Source organism: Micromonospora tarensis, assembly GCF_016803395.1.
Classification (GTDB): domain Bacteria; phylum Actinomycetota; class Actinomycetes; order Mycobacteriales; family Micromonosporaceae; genus Micromonospora; species Micromonospora tarensis.
Genome location: NZ_JAEVHL010000160.1, coordinates 1 through 15387 on the forward strand (window position 1 = coordinate 1; position 15387 = coordinate 15387).

General features: G+C 71.4%; 12 protein-coding genes and 2 pseudogenes. 13 read left to right on the forward strand and 1 reads right to left on the reverse strand.

Features of this window, described 5'->3' with window-relative positions:
• From JM949_RS24675 to ahcY, 6 genes and pseudogenes are all read left to right on the forward strand, one after another.
• Nucleotides 1-1430: phosphomannomutase/phosphoglucomutase (locus tag JM949_RS24675; RefSeq protein ID WP_203150689.1), on the forward strand; the 1430-nt coding region annotated here is incomplete at its 5' end.
• Between the two features lie 61 nt (nucleotides 1431-1491).
• A complete protein-coding gene (locus JM949_RS24680; RefSeq protein ID WP_091394023.1) occupies nucleotides 1492-1677 on the forward strand; it encodes a Trm112 family protein in 186 nt (61 codons plus the stop codon).
• Nucleotides 1674-2870, forward strand: a complete 1197-nt coding sequence (locus JM949_RS24685; protein ID WP_203150690.1) for an SIS domain-containing protein — start codon at nucleotides 1674-1676, stop codon at nucleotides 2868-2870. The genes JM949_RS24680 and JM949_RS24685 overlap by 4 nt, the downstream gene beginning before the upstream one ends.
• A gap of 67 nt (nucleotides 2871-2937) precedes the next feature.
• A pseudogene (locus tag JM949_RS24690) lies at nucleotides 2938-3861 on the forward strand (cation diffusion facilitator family transporter); the annotation flags it as partial.
• A gap of 86 nt (nucleotides 3862-3947) precedes the next feature.
• Nucleotides 3948-5111 (forward strand): mannose-6-phosphate isomerase, class I, encoded by a 1164-nt coding sequence (manA, locus tag JM949_RS24695; RefSeq protein ID WP_203150691.1) that lies wholly within the window; start codon nucleotides 3948-3950, stop codon nucleotides 5109-5111.
• Between the two features lie 281 nt (nucleotides 5112-5392).
• Nucleotides 5393-6892, forward strand: a complete 1500-nt coding sequence (ahcY, locus tag JM949_RS24700) for an adenosylhomocysteinase (protein WP_203150692.1) — start codon at nucleotides 5393-5395, stop codon at nucleotides 6890-6892.
• Nucleotides 6893-6957: 65 nt separating this feature from the next.
• On the opposite strand, the gene JM949_RS24705 is transcribed toward ahcY, so the two are convergent.
• The gene (locus JM949_RS24705) at nucleotides 6958-7116 is read right to left on the reverse strand and encodes a hypothetical protein (RefSeq protein ID WP_203150693.1); all 159 of its coding nucleotides are present in this window, start codon (nucleotides 7114-7116) and stop codon (nucleotides 6958-6960) included.
• 168 nt (nucleotides 7117-7284) lie between these two features.
• Between JM949_RS24705 and efeU the strand changes: the two genes are divergently transcribed.
• The 7 genes and pseudogenes from efeU to JM949_RS24740 form a co-directional block, all read left to right on the forward strand.
• The gene (gene efeU / locus JM949_RS24710) at nucleotides 7285-8196 is read left to right on the forward strand and encodes an iron uptake transporter permease EfeU (protein WP_203150699.1); all 912 of its coding nucleotides are present in this window, start codon (nucleotides 7285-7287) and stop codon (nucleotides 8194-8196) included.
• A gap of 23 nt (nucleotides 8197-8219) precedes the next feature.
• Nucleotides 8220-9353 carry an iron uptake system protein EfeO gene (gene efeO / locus JM949_RS24715; protein WP_203150694.1) on the forward strand — a complete coding sequence of 378 codons (1134 nt, stop codon included), beginning with the start codon at nucleotides 8220-8222 and terminating at the stop codon, nucleotides 9351-9353.
• A gap of 19 nt (nucleotides 9354-9372) precedes the next feature.
• A complete protein-coding gene (efeB, locus tag JM949_RS24720) occupies nucleotides 9373-10650 on the forward strand; it encodes an iron uptake transporter deferrochelatase/peroxidase subunit (protein ID WP_203150695.1) in 1278 nt (425 codons plus the stop codon).
• A 137-nt stretch (nucleotides 10651-10787) separates the two neighbouring features.
• Nucleotides 10788-11477 carry an MtrAB system response regulator MtrA gene (gene mtrA / locus JM949_RS24725; RefSeq protein ID WP_203150696.1) on the forward strand — a complete coding sequence of 230 codons (690 nt, stop codon included), beginning with the start codon at nucleotides 10788-10790 and terminating at the stop codon, nucleotides 11475-11477.
• Between the two features lie 12 nt (nucleotides 11478-11489).
• Nucleotides 11490-13247 carry an MtrAB system histidine kinase MtrB gene (mtrB, locus tag JM949_RS24730; RefSeq protein ID WP_203150697.1) on the forward strand — a complete coding sequence of 586 codons (1758 nt, stop codon included), beginning with the start codon at nucleotides 11490-11492 and terminating at the stop codon, nucleotides 13245-13247.
• Nucleotides 13244-15058 (forward strand): LpqB family beta-propeller domain-containing protein, encoded by a 1815-nt coding sequence (locus tag JM949_RS24735; protein WP_203150698.1) that lies wholly within the window; start codon nucleotides 13244-13246, stop codon nucleotides 15056-15058. The genes mtrB and JM949_RS24735 overlap by 4 nt, the downstream gene beginning before the upstream one ends.
• A gap of 4 nt (nucleotides 15059-15062) precedes the next feature.
• A pseudogene (locus JM949_RS24740) lies at nucleotides 15063-15387 on the forward strand (ComF family protein); the annotation flags it as partial.

A 15387-nucleotide genomic window follows, 5' to 3' on the forward strand; every position in this document is an offset into this window, starting at 1 on the left:
GACGAACGGGTCGCCGAGGCGCTGGGTGCCGCCTTCACCCAGTTGCTCAACTCCTCCGACGAGCCGGGCGACGCGGTCGTCATCGGGCACGACATGCGGACCAGTGGGACGAACGGGTCGCCGAGGCGCTGGGTGCCGCCTTCACCCAGTTGCTCAACTCCTCCGACGAGCCGGGCGACGCGGTCGTCATCGGGCACGACATGCGGGCCACCTCGCCCGGTCTGGCCGCCGCGTTCGCCGCCGGGGTACGCGCCGAGGGGCGCGCGGTGATCGAGATCGGGCTCGCCTCCACCGACCTGCTCTACTACGCCTCCGGCTCCCTCGACCTGCCGGGCGCGATGTTCACCGCCAGCCACAACCCCGCGCAGTACAACGGCATCAAGATGTGCCGCTCCGGGGCCCGCCCGATCGGTCAGGAGAGCGGTCTGGCCGAGATCCGGGAGCGGGCCCAGGCCCTCCTGGACTCGGGTGACGCCCGTCCCGCCGGTGCGCCGACCCGGCCGGCCGAGCGGCGCGACCTGCTTCCCGACTACGCCGGTTACCTGCGCAAGCTGGTCGATCTCTCGGGCATCCGGCCGTTGAAGGTGGTCGTCGACGCCGGCAACGGAATGGGGGGCTTCACCGTCCCGACCGTGTTGGGCGACGCGGCGCTGTCGCCGCTGCCACTGGAGATCGTGCCGCTCTACTTCGAGCTGGACGGCAGCTTCCCCAACCACGAGGCCAACCCACTGGACCCGGCGAACCTGGTCGACCTCCAGCGCGCCGTGGTCGAGCACGGGGCCGACATCGGCTTGGCCTTCGACGGCGACGCCGACCGGTGCTTCGTGGTGGACGAACGCGGCGAGCCGGTCTCGCCATCGGCGATCACCGCCCTCGTCGCCGCGCGCGAGCTGGCCAAGCACCCGGGTTCCACGGTGATCCACGGCCTGATCACCTCCAGTGCGGTCGCGGAGATCATCCGCGAGCACGGTGGGCAGCCGGTCGTCGCCCGGGTCGGGCACTCCTTCATCAAGGCCGAGATGGCCCGGACCAACGCCGTCTTCGGCGGCGAGCACTCGGCGCACTACTACTTCCGGGACTTCTGGTTCGCCGACACCGGCATGCTCGCGGCGATGCACACCCTGGCCGCGCTGGGCGAGCAGTCGCTGCCGCTCTCCGTGCTGGCCGGTGAGTACGAGCGCTACGTCGCCTCGGGCGAAATCAACTCGACGGTGGCCGACCAGGCGGCGGCGGTGGCCGAGGTGCGTGCCGCGTACCCGAACGCGGTGGCCGACGAGATGGACGGGCTCACCCTGCGTTTCGCCGACGGCGCCTGGTTCAACCTGCGCGCCTCCAACACGGAGCCGCTGCTGCGGCTCAACGTCGAGGCACCCACCCGGGATCGGATGGTCTCGCTCCGGGACGACGTGCTCGACCGCGTTCGCCGATAAGATCGCCTGCGCCGGTCGGCACCGCCGCCGGTCAAGCCGCACACGTGGAAGGAGCCGTGCCATGGCCCTGGATCCGCAGTTGCTCGAGATCCTCGCCTGTCCGGACACGCACCACGCCCCGCTCACCTATGACGCCGAGGCGCAGACGTTGACCTGCACGGAGTGCGGCCGGATCTTCGAGGTCCGCGACGACGTGCCGGTGCTGCTGCTCGACGAGGCGCGCGGCGGCCCTGGGCAGTCCTCATGATCGACGGTACGGCCGGGGTCAGCGGGCGTCGCGACGCCGACGAGGCCCTGCTCGACAACCCGGCGGCGTTGGCCGAGGCCGACCCGGGTGACATGCTCCGGCACACCGCGTCGGCCGGTGCGCAGGTCCGCGAGAGCGCCGCGTTGGCAGCCGAGGCGAACCTGTCGGTGCTCGCCGACGACGGTCGCCCCCGAGCCGTGGTGATCGCCGGTATCGGCACCGCGGGGCGTACCGGGGACGTGCTGGCCACGGTCGCCGGGCCACGCTGCCCCGTCCCGGTCATCGCGCACCGCAGTGCCGGCGTACCCGGTTGGGTGGGCGCGGCCGACGTGGTGATCGCGGTGAGCGCGTCCGGACGTAGCCCGGAGGCGCTCGGTGCCGCCGAGGCGGCACACCGGCGGGGTGCCCGGCTGGTCGCCGTGGGCGCCCCCGACTCGCGGTTGCAGTCGATCGCCGAGCAGGCCCGGGCGCCGTTCATTCCGGTGCCCCGGCGTGCCCCGGCGCGGGCCAGCCTCTGGGCGCTCACCGTGCCGGTCCTACTCGCCGCCCGTTCCCTCGGGCTGGTCAAGGTCAACGAGGCGGACCTGGCGGAGACCGCGGCCCGGTTGGACGCGGACGCCGACCGCTGCCGGTCCAACGCGGAGTCCTTCGTCAACCCGGCGAAGTCCCTGGCGCTCGGGCTGGCCGGCTCGATCCCCATCGTCTGGGGCTCGTCCCCGCTGGCCACGGTGGCTGCCCGCCGCTTCGGCGACACCCTGTCGGCCAACGCCCGCTACCCGGTGGTGACCGGTGCGCTCGGTGAGGCCGGTCGGGGCCGGGTCGGGTTGCTCGACGGTGTCTTCGGTGGGCTGGCCGAGGGGGAGCGGGACATCTTCGCCGACCCGGCCGAGGACGACGGCGACGGCACCCGGCTGCGGCTGGTGCTGCTGCGCGACGGCGGGCTCAACGCCGACGACGACACCGACGAGCCGCTCGCCGTCGAGGAGCGCCGCGCGGACGCGGTGCAGACCCTCGCGGAGCGCCGTGGCGTGCGCTGCGACGTGGTCACCGCCGAGGGCGGCTCGGCCCTGGAGCGGCTGGCCTCGCTGATCGCCGTACCGGATTTTGCCTCGATCTACCTGGCCCTGGCCCATGGGCTGGATCCGATGGCCGTGCCGGCCATCACCGAGATGAAGGAGCTGTCGAACCAGTGAACGAACGTAGGGGGCGGCGCGCCATGCGCGGACCGGTCGGCTTCGTGCGGCGAAGCGGAGCGGTGGCATGAGCGCCAACGGTGGGACGAAGGCGATTGTCGCCGCCCTGCTGGCCAACATCGGCATCGCCGTCACCAAGTTCATCGCGTTCCTGCTCTCCGGCTCGTCGTCGATGCTGGCCGAGGCGGTCCACTCGGTCGCCGACTCCGGCAACCAGGGCCTCCTGCTGCTCGGCGGCAAGCGGGCGAAGCGGGCGGCCACCCCGGAACACCCGTTCGGGTACGGCCGGGAGCGCTACATCTACGCGTTCATCGTGTCCATCGTGCTGTTCAGCATCGGTGGCCTGTTCGCGCTCTACGAGGCGTACCACAAGTGGCACGATCCGCACGGGATCACCGAGTGGCAGTGGTTGCCGGTGACCGTGCTGGTGGTGGCGATCGTCCTGGAGTCGTTCTCCTTCCGGACCGCCATCAAGGAGTCCAATCACATCCGGGGCAACCAGTCCTGGGTGCGTTTCATCCGCCGCGCCAAGGCCCCGGAGTTGCCTGTGGTGCTGCTGGAGGACTTCGGCGCGCTGGTCGGTCTGGTGTTCGCGCTCTTCGGCGTCACCATGACGTTGATCACCGGCAACGGCGAGTGGGACGCCGCCGGCACCGCCATGATCGGCATCCTGCTGGTGATCATCGCCATCGTGCTGGCCATCGAGACGAAGAGTCTGCTGCTCGGTGAGGGTGCCGAGGCGTCCGACGTCGCCGCCATCGAGCGGGCGGTAACCGATGGCCCCGAGGTGGAGCGCATCATCCACATGAAGACGCTCTACCTGGGGCCGGAGGAGCTGATGGTGGCCGCGAAGATCGCCGTTCCCAAGTGCGAGAGCGCGCACGACCTGGCCCGCGGCATCAACGCCGTGGAGGCGCGGATCCGCGCAGCGGTGCCGATCGCCCGGGTCATCTACCTGGAGCCGGACGTCTACAGCGTGGCTGCCGCCCAGGCCGGCACCGGCGCCGCCGCCGACACCGCCGTGCCGCAGCCGCAGGACGCGGCGGGCGAGGCGGCCGGGCGGCCGGGGGCTGACAGGTGGAGCCACTGTACGGGCCGATCCGGGACTACGCCTGGGGCTCGCGCTCGGCCATCGCGCTCCTTCAGGGGCGCTCGGTGCCGAGCGCGAGCCCGGAGGCGGAGCTGTGGCTGGGCGCCCACCCGGGCGCCCCGGCCAGCGTCGACCGGTCCGGTCTGCGGGTGAGCCTCTGCGACCTGGTGCGGGACGAGCCCGGGCAGTGGCTCGGCGAGCGGGTGTCCGAGCGGTTCGGCGGCCGACTGCCGTTCCTGCTCAAGGTGCTAGCGGCCGATGCTCCGCTGAGCCTGCAGGCCCACCCGGACGCCGAGCAGGCGCGGGCCGGCTACGCGGCGGAGGCGGGGCTCCCCGAGCAGCAGCGCAACTACTCCGACCCGCATCACAAGCCGGAATTGTTGGTCGCGCTCACCCCGTTCGAGGCGCTGTGCGGTTTCCGGGACCCGGCGGAGTCGGCCGAGGCGCTCGCCGCGTTCGGCGTACCGGAGTTGACGCCGGTGGTCACCGCGTTGCGGTCCGGGCCGGCGGGGCTGCCGACGGCGGTGCGGACGCTGCTCGGCTGGCCGGTCGCGCGGCGTCACGAGCTGCTCAGTTCGGTGGTGGCCGCGTCGGCGGACGGCCCGGACGCCGAGTTGGCCCGCCGGCTGGCCAAGACGTACCCGGGGGATCCGGGGGTGCTGGTCGCGCTGCTGCTGCACCACGTTCGGCTGGTGCCGGGGGAGGCGATCTGGATGCCCGCCGGCAACCTGCACGCGTACCTGAGCGGCTGTGGGGTCGAGGTCATGGCGGCCAGCGACAACGTGCTGCGCGGCGGCCTCACCCCGAAGCGGGTGGACGTCGACGAGTTGTTGCGGGTGCTGCGCTTCGAGGTGCTCGACGATCCGGTGCGGGCTGCCCAGCCGGTCGGCCCGGGGGTGGACTGGTGGCCCGTGCCGGTGGACGACTTCGCGCTGCACCGGGTGCGGGTCGACGCGGAGGTGTCCTCGGTGACGCTGCCGCTCCCCGGCCCCCGGGTGGTGCTCTGCGCCGGCGGTTCGATCACCGTGGACGACGGGGCCGGTGCCTTGACGCTGGTCTCCGGCGAGGCGGCGATCGGCACGGCGGCCGGTGAACCGCTGCGGCTCGGGGGGGCTGGGGTGGCGTACGTGGCGACGTCCGGACTGCGCTGACCGGGTCGCTCGGCGAAGGCGCAAGTCCGACTTTTCCGGAATGGCTTGACGCTGACCTGGCTGAGTGTGACTCTATGAGTACGCAGCGTTATCGCGACGACGGTCCGAGAACGTGCGGGGAACCAAACCGGGGGGATGCACGGGGCGGGCGGGACGTGGGTGGATGAAACCGCCCACCACCGACCGCCCCGTGCGCTGTCCATCGACCGTGCCCGGGTGGGCGTCGTCGACGCGCGCGTAAGGTGGAAGATCGGCGCAGACAACGTTCGACAGGAGCTTTCATGACCAGCACCCTCCCGGCGGCCGCCAGCGGCACGCCGTCCGAGGCCCGGCCGAGCACGCTTGCCGACGGCGACTTCAAGGTGGCGGATCTGTCGCTCGCCGAGTTCGGGCGTAAAGAGATCCAGCTCGCCGAGCACGAGATGCCCGGCCTGATGGCGATCCGGCGGGAGTTTGCCGAGGCGCAGCCGCTCGCCGGCGCGCGGATCACCGGCTCGCTGCACATGACCATCCAGACCGCCGTCCTGATCGAGACGCTGGTCGCGCTCGGCGCGCAGGTCCGCTGGGCGTCCTGCAACATCTTCTCCACCCAGGACCACGCCGCCGCCGCGATCGTCGTCGGCCCGAACGGCACCCCCGAGGCGCCCGCCGGCGTCCCGGTGTACGCCTGGAAGGGCGAGACCCTGCCGGAGTACTGGTGGTGCACCGAGCAGGTGCTCAACTGGCCGGACGGGCAGGGCCCGAACATGATCCTCGACGACGGTGGCGACGCCACCCTGCTGGTGCACAAGGGTGCCGAGTTCGAGAAGGCCGGGGTCGTGCCGCCGGTCGAGTCCGCCGACTCCGAGGAGTACGCGGTCATCCTCGAACTGCTGCACCGCTCGCTCGCCGAGGACGGCCAGCGCTGGACCCGGATCTCCTCCGGCATCAAGGGCGTGACCGAGGAGACCACCACCGGCGTGCACCGGCTCTACGAGATGCACCGGGCGGGCACGCTGCTCTTCCCGGCCATCAACGTCAACGACTCGGTGACCAAGAGCAAGTTCGACAACAAGTACGGTTGCCGGCACTCGCTCATCGACGGCATCAACCGGGCCACCGACGTGCTGATCGGCGGCAAGATGGCGGTCGTCATGGGCTACGGCGACGTGGGCAAGGGCTGCGCCGAGTCGCTGCGCGGCCAGGGCGCCCGGGTCGTGGTGACCGAGGTCGACCCGATCTGCGCGTTGCAGGCCGCGATGGACGGCTACCAGGTGGCCACCCTGGACGACGTGGTCGAGCAGGCGGACATCTTCATCACCGCCACCGGCTGCTTCGACGTCATCACCAACGAGCACATGGCCCGGATGAAGCACCAGGCCATCGTGGGCAACATCGGACACTTCGACAACGAGATCGACATGGCCGGCCTGGCCAAGCGCTCCGACGTCGAGCGGATCAACATCAAGCCGCAGGTCGACCTGTGGCGCTTCGCCGACGGGCACGCCATCATCGTGCTCTCCGAGGGCCGCCTGCTGAACCTGGGCAACGCGACCGGGCACCCGAGCTTCGTGATGTCGAACTCGTTCGCCAACCAGACGATCGCCCAGATCGAGCTCTTCACCAAGACGGAGGACTACCCGATCGGCGTCTACGTGCTGCCCAAGCACCTGGACGAGAAGGTGGCCCGGCTGCACCTGAGCGCGCTCGGCGCCAAGCTGAGCACGCTCACCAAGGAGCAGGCAGCCTACCTGGGGGTCTCCACCGAGGGTCCGTTCAAGCCGGATCACTACCGCTACTGATCGACACCTTCGGACCGGGTCGGCTGTTCGCAGCCGGCCCGGTTCGTCGTCTCCGGGCCGGCGGCTCAGTCGGAGCGCGGACCGCGGCGGGCGGGCCGGAACCAGGTCCAGGCGCACCAGGCCAACCACCCGATCGACACGACGGTGGCCAGCGCCCGCAGTCGCAGCGCGCTGAGCAGCAACACCACGGCCAGCACCGTCAACCACGGCAGGAATCCCCTCACGGCGGGCATCCTTCCACAGCCGACCGGTCCGGACCGCCTGCCGGAACGTCGCCGGACCGCTGCCGAGGGGTGAGCTTGTCGTGAACGACTTGACGGGGGCACTGAGCAGGGAGGAAGGTATGCCTGCCCTAAGTGAGCCAAGGCGTGCCTAACCAACTCGGAGACCGGATGTTCGCCACCTACCTGATCGGCCTGCGGGAAGGTCTCGAAGCGACCCTGGTGGTCAGCATCCTGGTCGCCTTCCTGGTGAAGTCACAGCGCCGGGACCGGCTGCCGCAGGTCTGGGCGGGCGTCGGCCTGGCCGTTGCGCTCTCGGTGCTCTTCGGCTGGCTGATCGAGTACACGTCGACCTCGCTGCTGTCCCGCTCCGAGGACCGGGAGTTGTTCGAGGCGATCACCTCCGTCGCCGCCGTGGTCTTCGTCACCTGGATGATTTTCTGGATGCGCCGGGCCGCCCGGAGCATCGCCGGCGAGCTGCGCGGCAAGCTCACCGAGGCGCTGGCCGTCGGGTCTCTCGCCGTCGCCGGAATGGCCTTCCTCGCGGTGATCCGCGAGGGCCTGGAGACCGCGCTGATCTTCTATTCGGCGGCCCAGGGCGCGGCCGGCGACAGTGGGCCGCTGCTCGCGTTGATCGGCGGGATCGTCACCGCCGTGCTGCTCGGCGTGCTGCTCTACGCCAGCGCCGTGCGGATCAACCTCAGCACCTTCTTCACCTGGACCGGCGCGCTGCTGATCCTGGTCGCCGCCGGCATCCTCAAGTACGGCGTGCACGACTTCCAGGAGGCCGGCGTCCTGCCCGGGCTGAACGACCTGGCCTTCGACATCACCAGCGCGCTCGACCCGAGCACCTGGTACGCCGCCCTGCTCGCCGGCATGTTCAACGTGACTCCCGCGCCCACCGTGCTGGAGACGATCGCCTGGGTCGGGTACGCCGTGCCGGTCCTGCTGCTCTTCCTGCGGCCGTCCCGGCGTAAGCCGGCACCCGCCACGACCACCACCACCGTCGCCGAGCGCGGGGCCGACACCGGCGCCGAGGCCGAGGCTGAGGCCGACGCGGCGACCACGCCGCAGCGCGCCTGACCCCACGAGGAGAGACAGCTCAGATGCGTACCACCCAGTTCTTCGCGCTGGCCGCCGCCGGCGTGCTGGCGACGGCCGGTCTGGCCGCCTGCTCGGAGTCGGACAAGGGTGACTCCGGCGCGGCCGGCGGCCCGATCGTGGTGAAGGCCAGCGACACCAGCTGCGAGGTCGGTTCGACCGAGCTGGGCGCCGGCACCGCAACCTTCAAGATCACCAACTCGGGCGCGAAGGTGACCGAGTTCTACGTGTACGCCGACGGCGACCGCGTGCTGGGCGAGGTGGAGAACATCGCCCCCGGCCTCAGCCGCGAGCTGCGGGTGGAGTTGCCGGCCGGCACCTACCAGACGGCCTGCAAGCCGGGCATGAGCGGCAAGGGCATCCGGGGCGCGCTCAAGGTCAGCGGCTCGGCGCAGCCGCTCACCGCCGACGCCGCGCTGGCCGGTGCCGCCGACAACTACCAGCGCTACGTCAAGAGCCAGACCGCCGCCCTGTTGGACAAGACCGGGGAGTTCGTCGGCGCGGTCAAGGCCGGCGACGTCGCGAAGGCCAAGGCGCTCTACCCGGTCGCCCGCACCTACTGGGAGCGGATCGAACCGGTGGCGGAGATCTTCGGCGACCTCGACCCCAAGATCGATGGCCGCGAGGAGGTCATCGAGGAGGGGATGGAGTTCACCGGCTTCCACCGGATCGAGAAGGACCTCTGGCAGTCCGGCGACATCAGCAAGGACGGCCCGATCGCCGACCGACTGCTGGTCGACGTCAAGGAGATCGTGGCCAAGGCCAACGCCGAGAAGCTCTCCCCGCTCCAGCTCGCCAACGGTGCCAAGGAGTTGCTCGACGAGGTGGCCAGCGGCAAGATCACCGGCGAGGAGGACCGCTACTCGCACACCGACCTGTGGGACTTCGCCGCCAACCTCGAAGGCTCCAAGGCCGCCGTGTCCGCACTCCGCCCCGCGCTGCAACAGCGCTCGCCGGAGCTGGTCACGCAGTTGGACACCGAGTTCGCCAACGTCGAGACCCTGCTCGGCAAGCACCGCGACGGCGACGGCTGGAAGCTGCACACCGCGCTGAGCAAGGCCGAGCTCAAGGAGCTCTCCGACGGGATCAACGCGCTCGCCGAGCCGATCAGCAAGGTCGCCGCGGCCGTCGCGAAGTGACCGGACCCAGGGGGGACCGATGAGCGGGAACAGGTTGACCCGTCGGCGGGCGATCACGCTCGCCGGCGCCGGGGTGGCCGGGGTCGCCGGGGTGGCGGTCGGCGCGGGGGCACTGGTCGACGGCCACCGTGGTCCGGCCGCCGCGAGTGACCACCCGGCCGGGGCGGTGCCGTTCCACGGCGAGCACCAGGCCGGCATCGTCACCCCGGCGCAGGACCGGTTGCACTTCGTCGCCTTCGACGTGATCACCAAGGATCGGGCCCGGCTGGTCGAGCTGCTCGAGGAGTGGACGGCCGCCGCCGCCCGAATGACCGCCGGGCGTGACGCCGGGCTGCTGGGCGCGGTCGGCGGGATGCCGGAGGCCCCGCCGGACGACACCGGCGAGGCGCTCGGCCTACCTCCCTCGCAGCTCACCCTCACCATCGGCTTCGGGCCGACGCTGTTCCGCGACTCCGACGGCCGGGACCGCTTCGGCATCGCCGACCGGCGACCCGCCGCCCTCGCCGAGCTGCCGAGGTTCCCGGGCGACGCGTTGCAGCCACAGCTCTCCGGTGGCGACCTCTGCGTCCAGGCCTGCGCCAACGATCCGCAGGTGGCGGTGCACGCGATCCGCAACCTGGCCCGGCTCGGCATGGGCGTGGTGAGCGTCCGCTGGTCGCAGCTCGGCTTCGGGCGTACCTCGTCGACGTCCCGCGACCAGGCCACCGCGCGCAACCTGTTCGGCTTCAAGGACGGCACGGCCAACCTCAAGGCCGAGGACACCGACCTGCTGCGCGACCAGCTGTGGGTGCAGCCGGGTGACGGGCCGGACTGGATGACCGGCGGCTCGTACCTGGTCACCCGCAAGATCCGGATGCTGGTGGAGACCTGGGACCGGACCTCGCTGGCCGAGCAGGAGGAGATCATCGGCCGGACCAAGGGCAGCGGTGCGCCGCTCGGTCGGACCGACGAGTTCGACGAGCCGGACCTGGCCGCGCGTGGGGCGGACGGCAAGCCGGTGATCGCCGAACACGCGCACGTCGCACTGGCTCATCCGAGCCGGAACGGGGGCGCCCAGCTGCTGCGCCGGGGCTACAACTTCGTCGACGGCTCGGACGGTCTCGGCCGGCTCGACGCGGGTCTCTTCTTCATCGCCTACCAGCGTGACCCACGCCGCCAGTTCGTGCCGATCCAGACCCAGTTGGCGCGGCACGACGTGCTCAACGAGTACCTGCGGCACGTTTCCAGCGGCGTGTTCGCCTGCCCGCCCGGGGTCCGCGACGGCGGGGACCACTGGGGGCGCGCGCTTTTCGGCTGACCGGCGTCCGGTTGGCGACAGCGGGATCGGCCCAGCCAGCCGGTGGCGCCGGGCGGCGCCGAAGGGGGATCATGGTGACAGCCGTTACCGGCCGACGCCGGTCCCACAGACCTGACTGAGGATGCAATATTAATCCCATGAGAGCCCGCGTACTGGTGGTCGACGACGACCCCGCGCTCGCCGAGATGCTCGGCATCGTGCTGCGCAGTGAGGGTTTTCTCCCCTCGTTCGTGGCGGACGGCGAGCGGGCGTTGGCCGCTTTTCGTGACAACCGTCCCGATATCGTGCTGCTTGACCTGATGCTGCCCGGGATGAGCGGTATCGACGTCGCCCGGTCGATCCGGGCCGAGTCCGGCGTGCCGATCGTCATGCTGACCGCCAAGAGCGACACGGTGGACGTGGTGCTGGGCCTGGAGTCCGGCGCCGACGACTACGTGGTCAAGCCGTTCAAGCCCAAGGAACTGGTGGCCCGGATGCGGGCCCGGCTGCGCCGGGGCGAGGACGTCGCCCCCGAGATGTTGACCATCGGGCCGCCGGACAACCAGATCACCATCGACGTGCCCGCGCACACCGTCAGTCGCAACGACGAGGAGGTGAAGCTGACTCCGCTGGAGTTCGACCTGCTGGTCGCGCTCGCCCGCAAGCCACGTCAGGTCTTCACCCGTGAGGTGTTGCTGGAGCAGGTCTGGGGCTACCGGCACGCGGCCGACACGCGTCTGGTCAACGTGCACGTCCAGCGGTTGCGGGCCAAGATCGAGCCGGACCCGGAGCGTCCGGAAATCATCCTCACCGTGCGGGGCGTGGGCTACAAGGCGGGGACCGGATAGCCTGGTCACACTGTGTCGACCTCGCCGCCCCCACCCTCCCCGAGTACGGCTGCCCGCCGGCTGAACGCCGGCGGGGAGCTCTGGCGTGCGGTGAGCGGTCGGGTCGCCCGGGTGGTGGGCCGGGTACACCAGACCTGGCGGCGCTCGCTACAGGTTCGGGTCGTCACCATCACGCTTGTCGCGTCCAGTCTGCTGGTCGGCGGTTTCGCCTTCCTGATCGCTGACAAGATCACCACCATCCTGTTGGACAATGCCCGCAGCGACGTCCGGCAGCGGGTGACGAGCGGTGCCAGCTACGCGGCCAAGCAGGTCTCCTTCTACGGGCAACCGCAGGAGGCGCAGCTCCAGGAGACCATCGACGGCACCGTCAACTACCTCGCCGGCGGCGACCCCCAGCAGACCAGCGGGGTGGTGGTGGCGATCACCGCCGACGGTTACCCCGACGACATCCAGACGCGTACCGCCCCGTCGGCGAACGTCCGGTTGCTGATCAGCCCCGAGCTGCGGGCCGCGATCGCCGACGGCAAGGTGGCCAGCCAGATCCGCACCGGCCGGCTCACCGGCGATACCACCAAATACCTGGTCTACGGCTCGCCGGTGCCCACCCGCTTCGGCCAGATCGAGCTCTACTACCTGGTGCCGCTGACCCGGCAGGACGTCACCGCCGCCGACGCCCGGGCCACCGTGGTGGCCACCGGGGTGGCCCTGGTGATCCTGCTCGGGTTGCTCGCGGCGCTGGTCACCCGGCTGGTGGTCAACCCGGTCCGGGTGGCCGCACGGACCGCCCAGCGGCTCTCCGCCGGCCTGCTCGACCAGCGGATGGTGGTCAACGGCGAGGACGACCTCGCGCTGCTCGCCGCCTCGTTCAACCAGATGGCCACCAACCTGCAACGACAGATCCTGCGCCTGGAGGAGATGTCCCGGTTGCAGCGTCGATTCACCTCCGACGTCTCGCACGAGCTGCGTACCCCGCTGACCACGGTCCGGATGGCCGCTGACCTGATCTTCGCCGAGCGCGACGAGTTCGATCCGGCGGTGGCCCGCAGCGCCGAGCTGCTCCAGGCCGAGCTGGATCGGTTCGAGGAACTGCTCACCGACCTGCTGGAGATCAGCCGGTTCGACGCGGGCTTCGCCATGCTGGATTCCGAGCCGACCGACCTGGTGCCGGTGGTGCACCGCGTGGTCGACCGGCTGGCCGGGCTGGCCGAGCGGGTGGGCGTACCCATCGAGCTCGACCTGCCGGGCACGCCGGTGATCGCCGAGGTCGACCCACGCCGGGTCGAGCGGGTGTTGCGCAACCTGGTCGGTAACGCCGTCGAGCACGGTGAGGCGCGCCCGGTGCTGATCACCCTCGGCATCGACGACACCGCCGTGGCGATCACCGTCCGCGACCACGGGGTGGGGCTCAAGGTGGGTGAGGAAAAGTTGGTGTTCAACCGGTTCTGGCGGGCGGACCCGTCCCGGGCTCGGCAGACCGGGGGCACCGGGTTGGGCCTCTCGATCAGCCTGGAGGACGCCCGGCTGCACGGTGGCTGGCTGGAGGCGTGGGGCGCGCCGGGGCAGGGGGCGCAGTTCCGGCTCACCCTGCCGGCCCGGGCCGGCGATCGGCTGACCACCTCACCACTGCGTTTGGTGCCGGCGGACGCCGCGCTGCCGTTCGGCGGTCCCCGGGACGGAGGCCCACTGGCGATCGGCCCGGGCAGCGGCGGAGCGTTGGCGATCGGCCTGGCGTCGAGCCCTGACGGGCAACGGGCGGAGGTGCGCTCGTGAGACGACCGACGCTGCTCGGTGCGCTCGGCGTGGTGGTGCTGCTGGGCGCCGGTTGCGGCATCCCGGCGGCGTCCGACGTGCGGGTGGACGGCAAGGGCGGGGCCGCGACCGAGGCCGGGGTGGTCAGTCGGGGCAGCGAGCCGCCGACGCGGACGGCCAGCGGCAGCGTCAACGAGGCCTTCGTCCGCAACTTCCTGTCCGCCGCCGCCGGTGAGCCGGATCGGGCGTACGAGCGGGTCAAGGCGTTCGTCGCCCCGGAGGACAAGATCCGTCTACAGGACAAGAAGGGCAGCGAGGTCGCGCTGAACGTGGTTCGGCTGCGGGAGGCGGTCTACACCCTCAACAGCGACTCGACCACCACTGTCAAGATCAGCGTGCAGCAGATCGGGGTGCTGCGGTCGAACGGCACCCTGGCGCCGCCGGTGGCGACCGAGACCGAGTACGAGTTCGGTCTGCGCAGCGCGGCGTTCAACGGCGGCGCCGACGACGAGCGGGCCGGCCTGTACGTCATCAACCCGCCGAACGTGCTGCTGCTCAGCGACGTGGCCCTCCGCCAGTACTACCAGGACGAGACGATCTACTTCTGGAGTTCCGATCGCACCCGCCTGGTGCCCGACCAGCGCTACCGGCCGCAGGCGGTGCCGGCGGACCGGCGGGTCAACGAGGTGGTGAAGTGGCTGGTCGGTGGCCCTTCCGACTGGCTGCGTCCGGGCGTCGTCGGGCTGCCCGACCGCACTGAGTTGATCAACAATGCCACCGGGGGTAACGGCCGGTGGGAGGTCAACCTGGACATGTCCGCCGACGACCAGCGCGTGGTCGACCAACTGATCACCCAGATCGCCTGGTCGCTGGGCGACCTGCCGGGCGAGTTGGAGTTGAAGATCCGCAACAACTCGCAACCCGTGGTGGACCTGAGCAAGCGACGAGAAGCCGAGGCGCTCTACCCGAACACCGCCGGGCCGCAGCGGTTCGGTGTGTACGAGGGCGCGATCCATCCGCTCGACTTCGAGGGCGAACCCAGTGGCCTGGTGCCGTTGGCACCCGAGGTCAACCGCAACGTCGTCGCCGCCAGCCTCGGGCTGGCCAGGGACCGGCACATCCTCGCCGCGATGGTGGTGACCGGCACCGCCAGGAGCCGGTACCGACTCGCGGTGGGCACCGGCCCCGAACGGGTCTCCGTCGTCAGCCGCAGCGCCACCGAGTTCTCCTCGATCAGCCGCCCGGTCTGGCTGCGTACTGTCGACTCCCGCCCCGGGCGCGGCCTGGTGGTGGCCGACGGGCAGCTCTACCGGTTCGACGAGACGGCCCGGATGTATCCGGTGCCGCTCAACCTGCCCTCGGCCGAGGTCACGGCGGTGGCCGCCGGGTTGGACGGGCAGCGGGTCGCGCTGATCGTCGGCGGCCGTCTCTACGTAGCGGCGGTCAACCTGGACGGCGGCGGCGTCTCCGTCGGCCCGCCCCGGGAACTGGTCACCTCGCTCAGTGGCCTCACCGCTGTCGACTGGGGCCGGGAGGACCAACTCGTGGTGGCCGGCTCGGTCGGTCAACCGGCGATCTACGAGATCAGCGTCGACGGGGCCCTGGAGACGCCGCTGCGGACCGACCTCGGTGCCAAGGTCAACCACCTCGCCGCGTACCCGTCCAACCGCAGCGTGCGGGTGCCCAGCGGGGCGTACATGTACGAGGCGAACGGGGTGGCCTACCGGAGCAGCCCGTTCGAACGGATCGAGCCCGGCCGGGTACGCGGCATCGCCCCGGTGCCGAGCGGCGTCCGGCCGAGCAACCCGACCGCGCCGTTCTTCCTCTACTGACCCGGTGAGCGGGCTCTGGGCGGACCTCGCCGACCTGGTGCTGCCCGCCACCTGCGCGGGCTGTCAGGAGCGCCGGCCAGGTCTGCGGCACGGGGTCTGCCCCAGGTGTATCGCGGCGCTGGGCGCGCTGCGGCCACGGGCGGTCCGCCCCACCCCCGTCCCGCCCGGTCTGCCGCCCTGCGTAGCGTTGGGCGCGTACGCGGACCCGCTGCGGGCCGCTCTGCTGGCATACAAGGAGCAGGGCCGGCACGGCCTGGCCCGCCCCCTCGGCGCCCTGCTCGCCGAGGTCGTCGCGGCGGCCGTCGGCGCGGCCCGTCCGCTGGCGCTGG

What these genes read in the sequence shown, in the direction of transcription:
- JM949_RS24680 (WP_091394023.1), top strand. Translation starts at nt 1,492, where the DNA reads ATGGCCCTGGATCCGCAGTTGCTCGAGATCCTCGCCTGTCCGGACACG.
- JM949_RS24685 (WP_203150690.1), top strand. Translation starts at nt 1,674, where the DNA reads ATGATCGACGGTACGGCCGGGGTCAGCGGGCGTCGCGACGCCGACGAG.
- ahcY (WP_203150692.1), top strand. Translation starts at nt 5,393, where the DNA reads ATGACCAGCACCCTCCCGGCGGCCGCCAGCGGCACGCCGTCCGAGGCC.
- efeU (WP_203150699.1), top strand. Translation starts at nt 7,285, where the DNA reads ATGTTCGCCACCTACCTGATCGGCCTGCGGGAAGGTCTCGAAGCGACC.
- efeO (WP_203150694.1), top strand. Translation starts at nt 8,220, where the DNA reads ATGCGTACCACCCAGTTCTTCGCGCTGGCCGCCGCCGGCGTGCTGGCG.
- efeB (WP_203150695.1), top strand. Translation starts at nt 9,373, where the DNA reads ATGAGCGGGAACAGGTTGACCCGTCGGCGGGCGATCACGCTCGCCGGC.
- mtrA (WP_203150696.1), top strand. Translation starts at nt 10,788, where the DNA reads ATGAGAGCCCGCGTACTGGTGGTCGACGACGACCCCGCGCTCGCCGAG.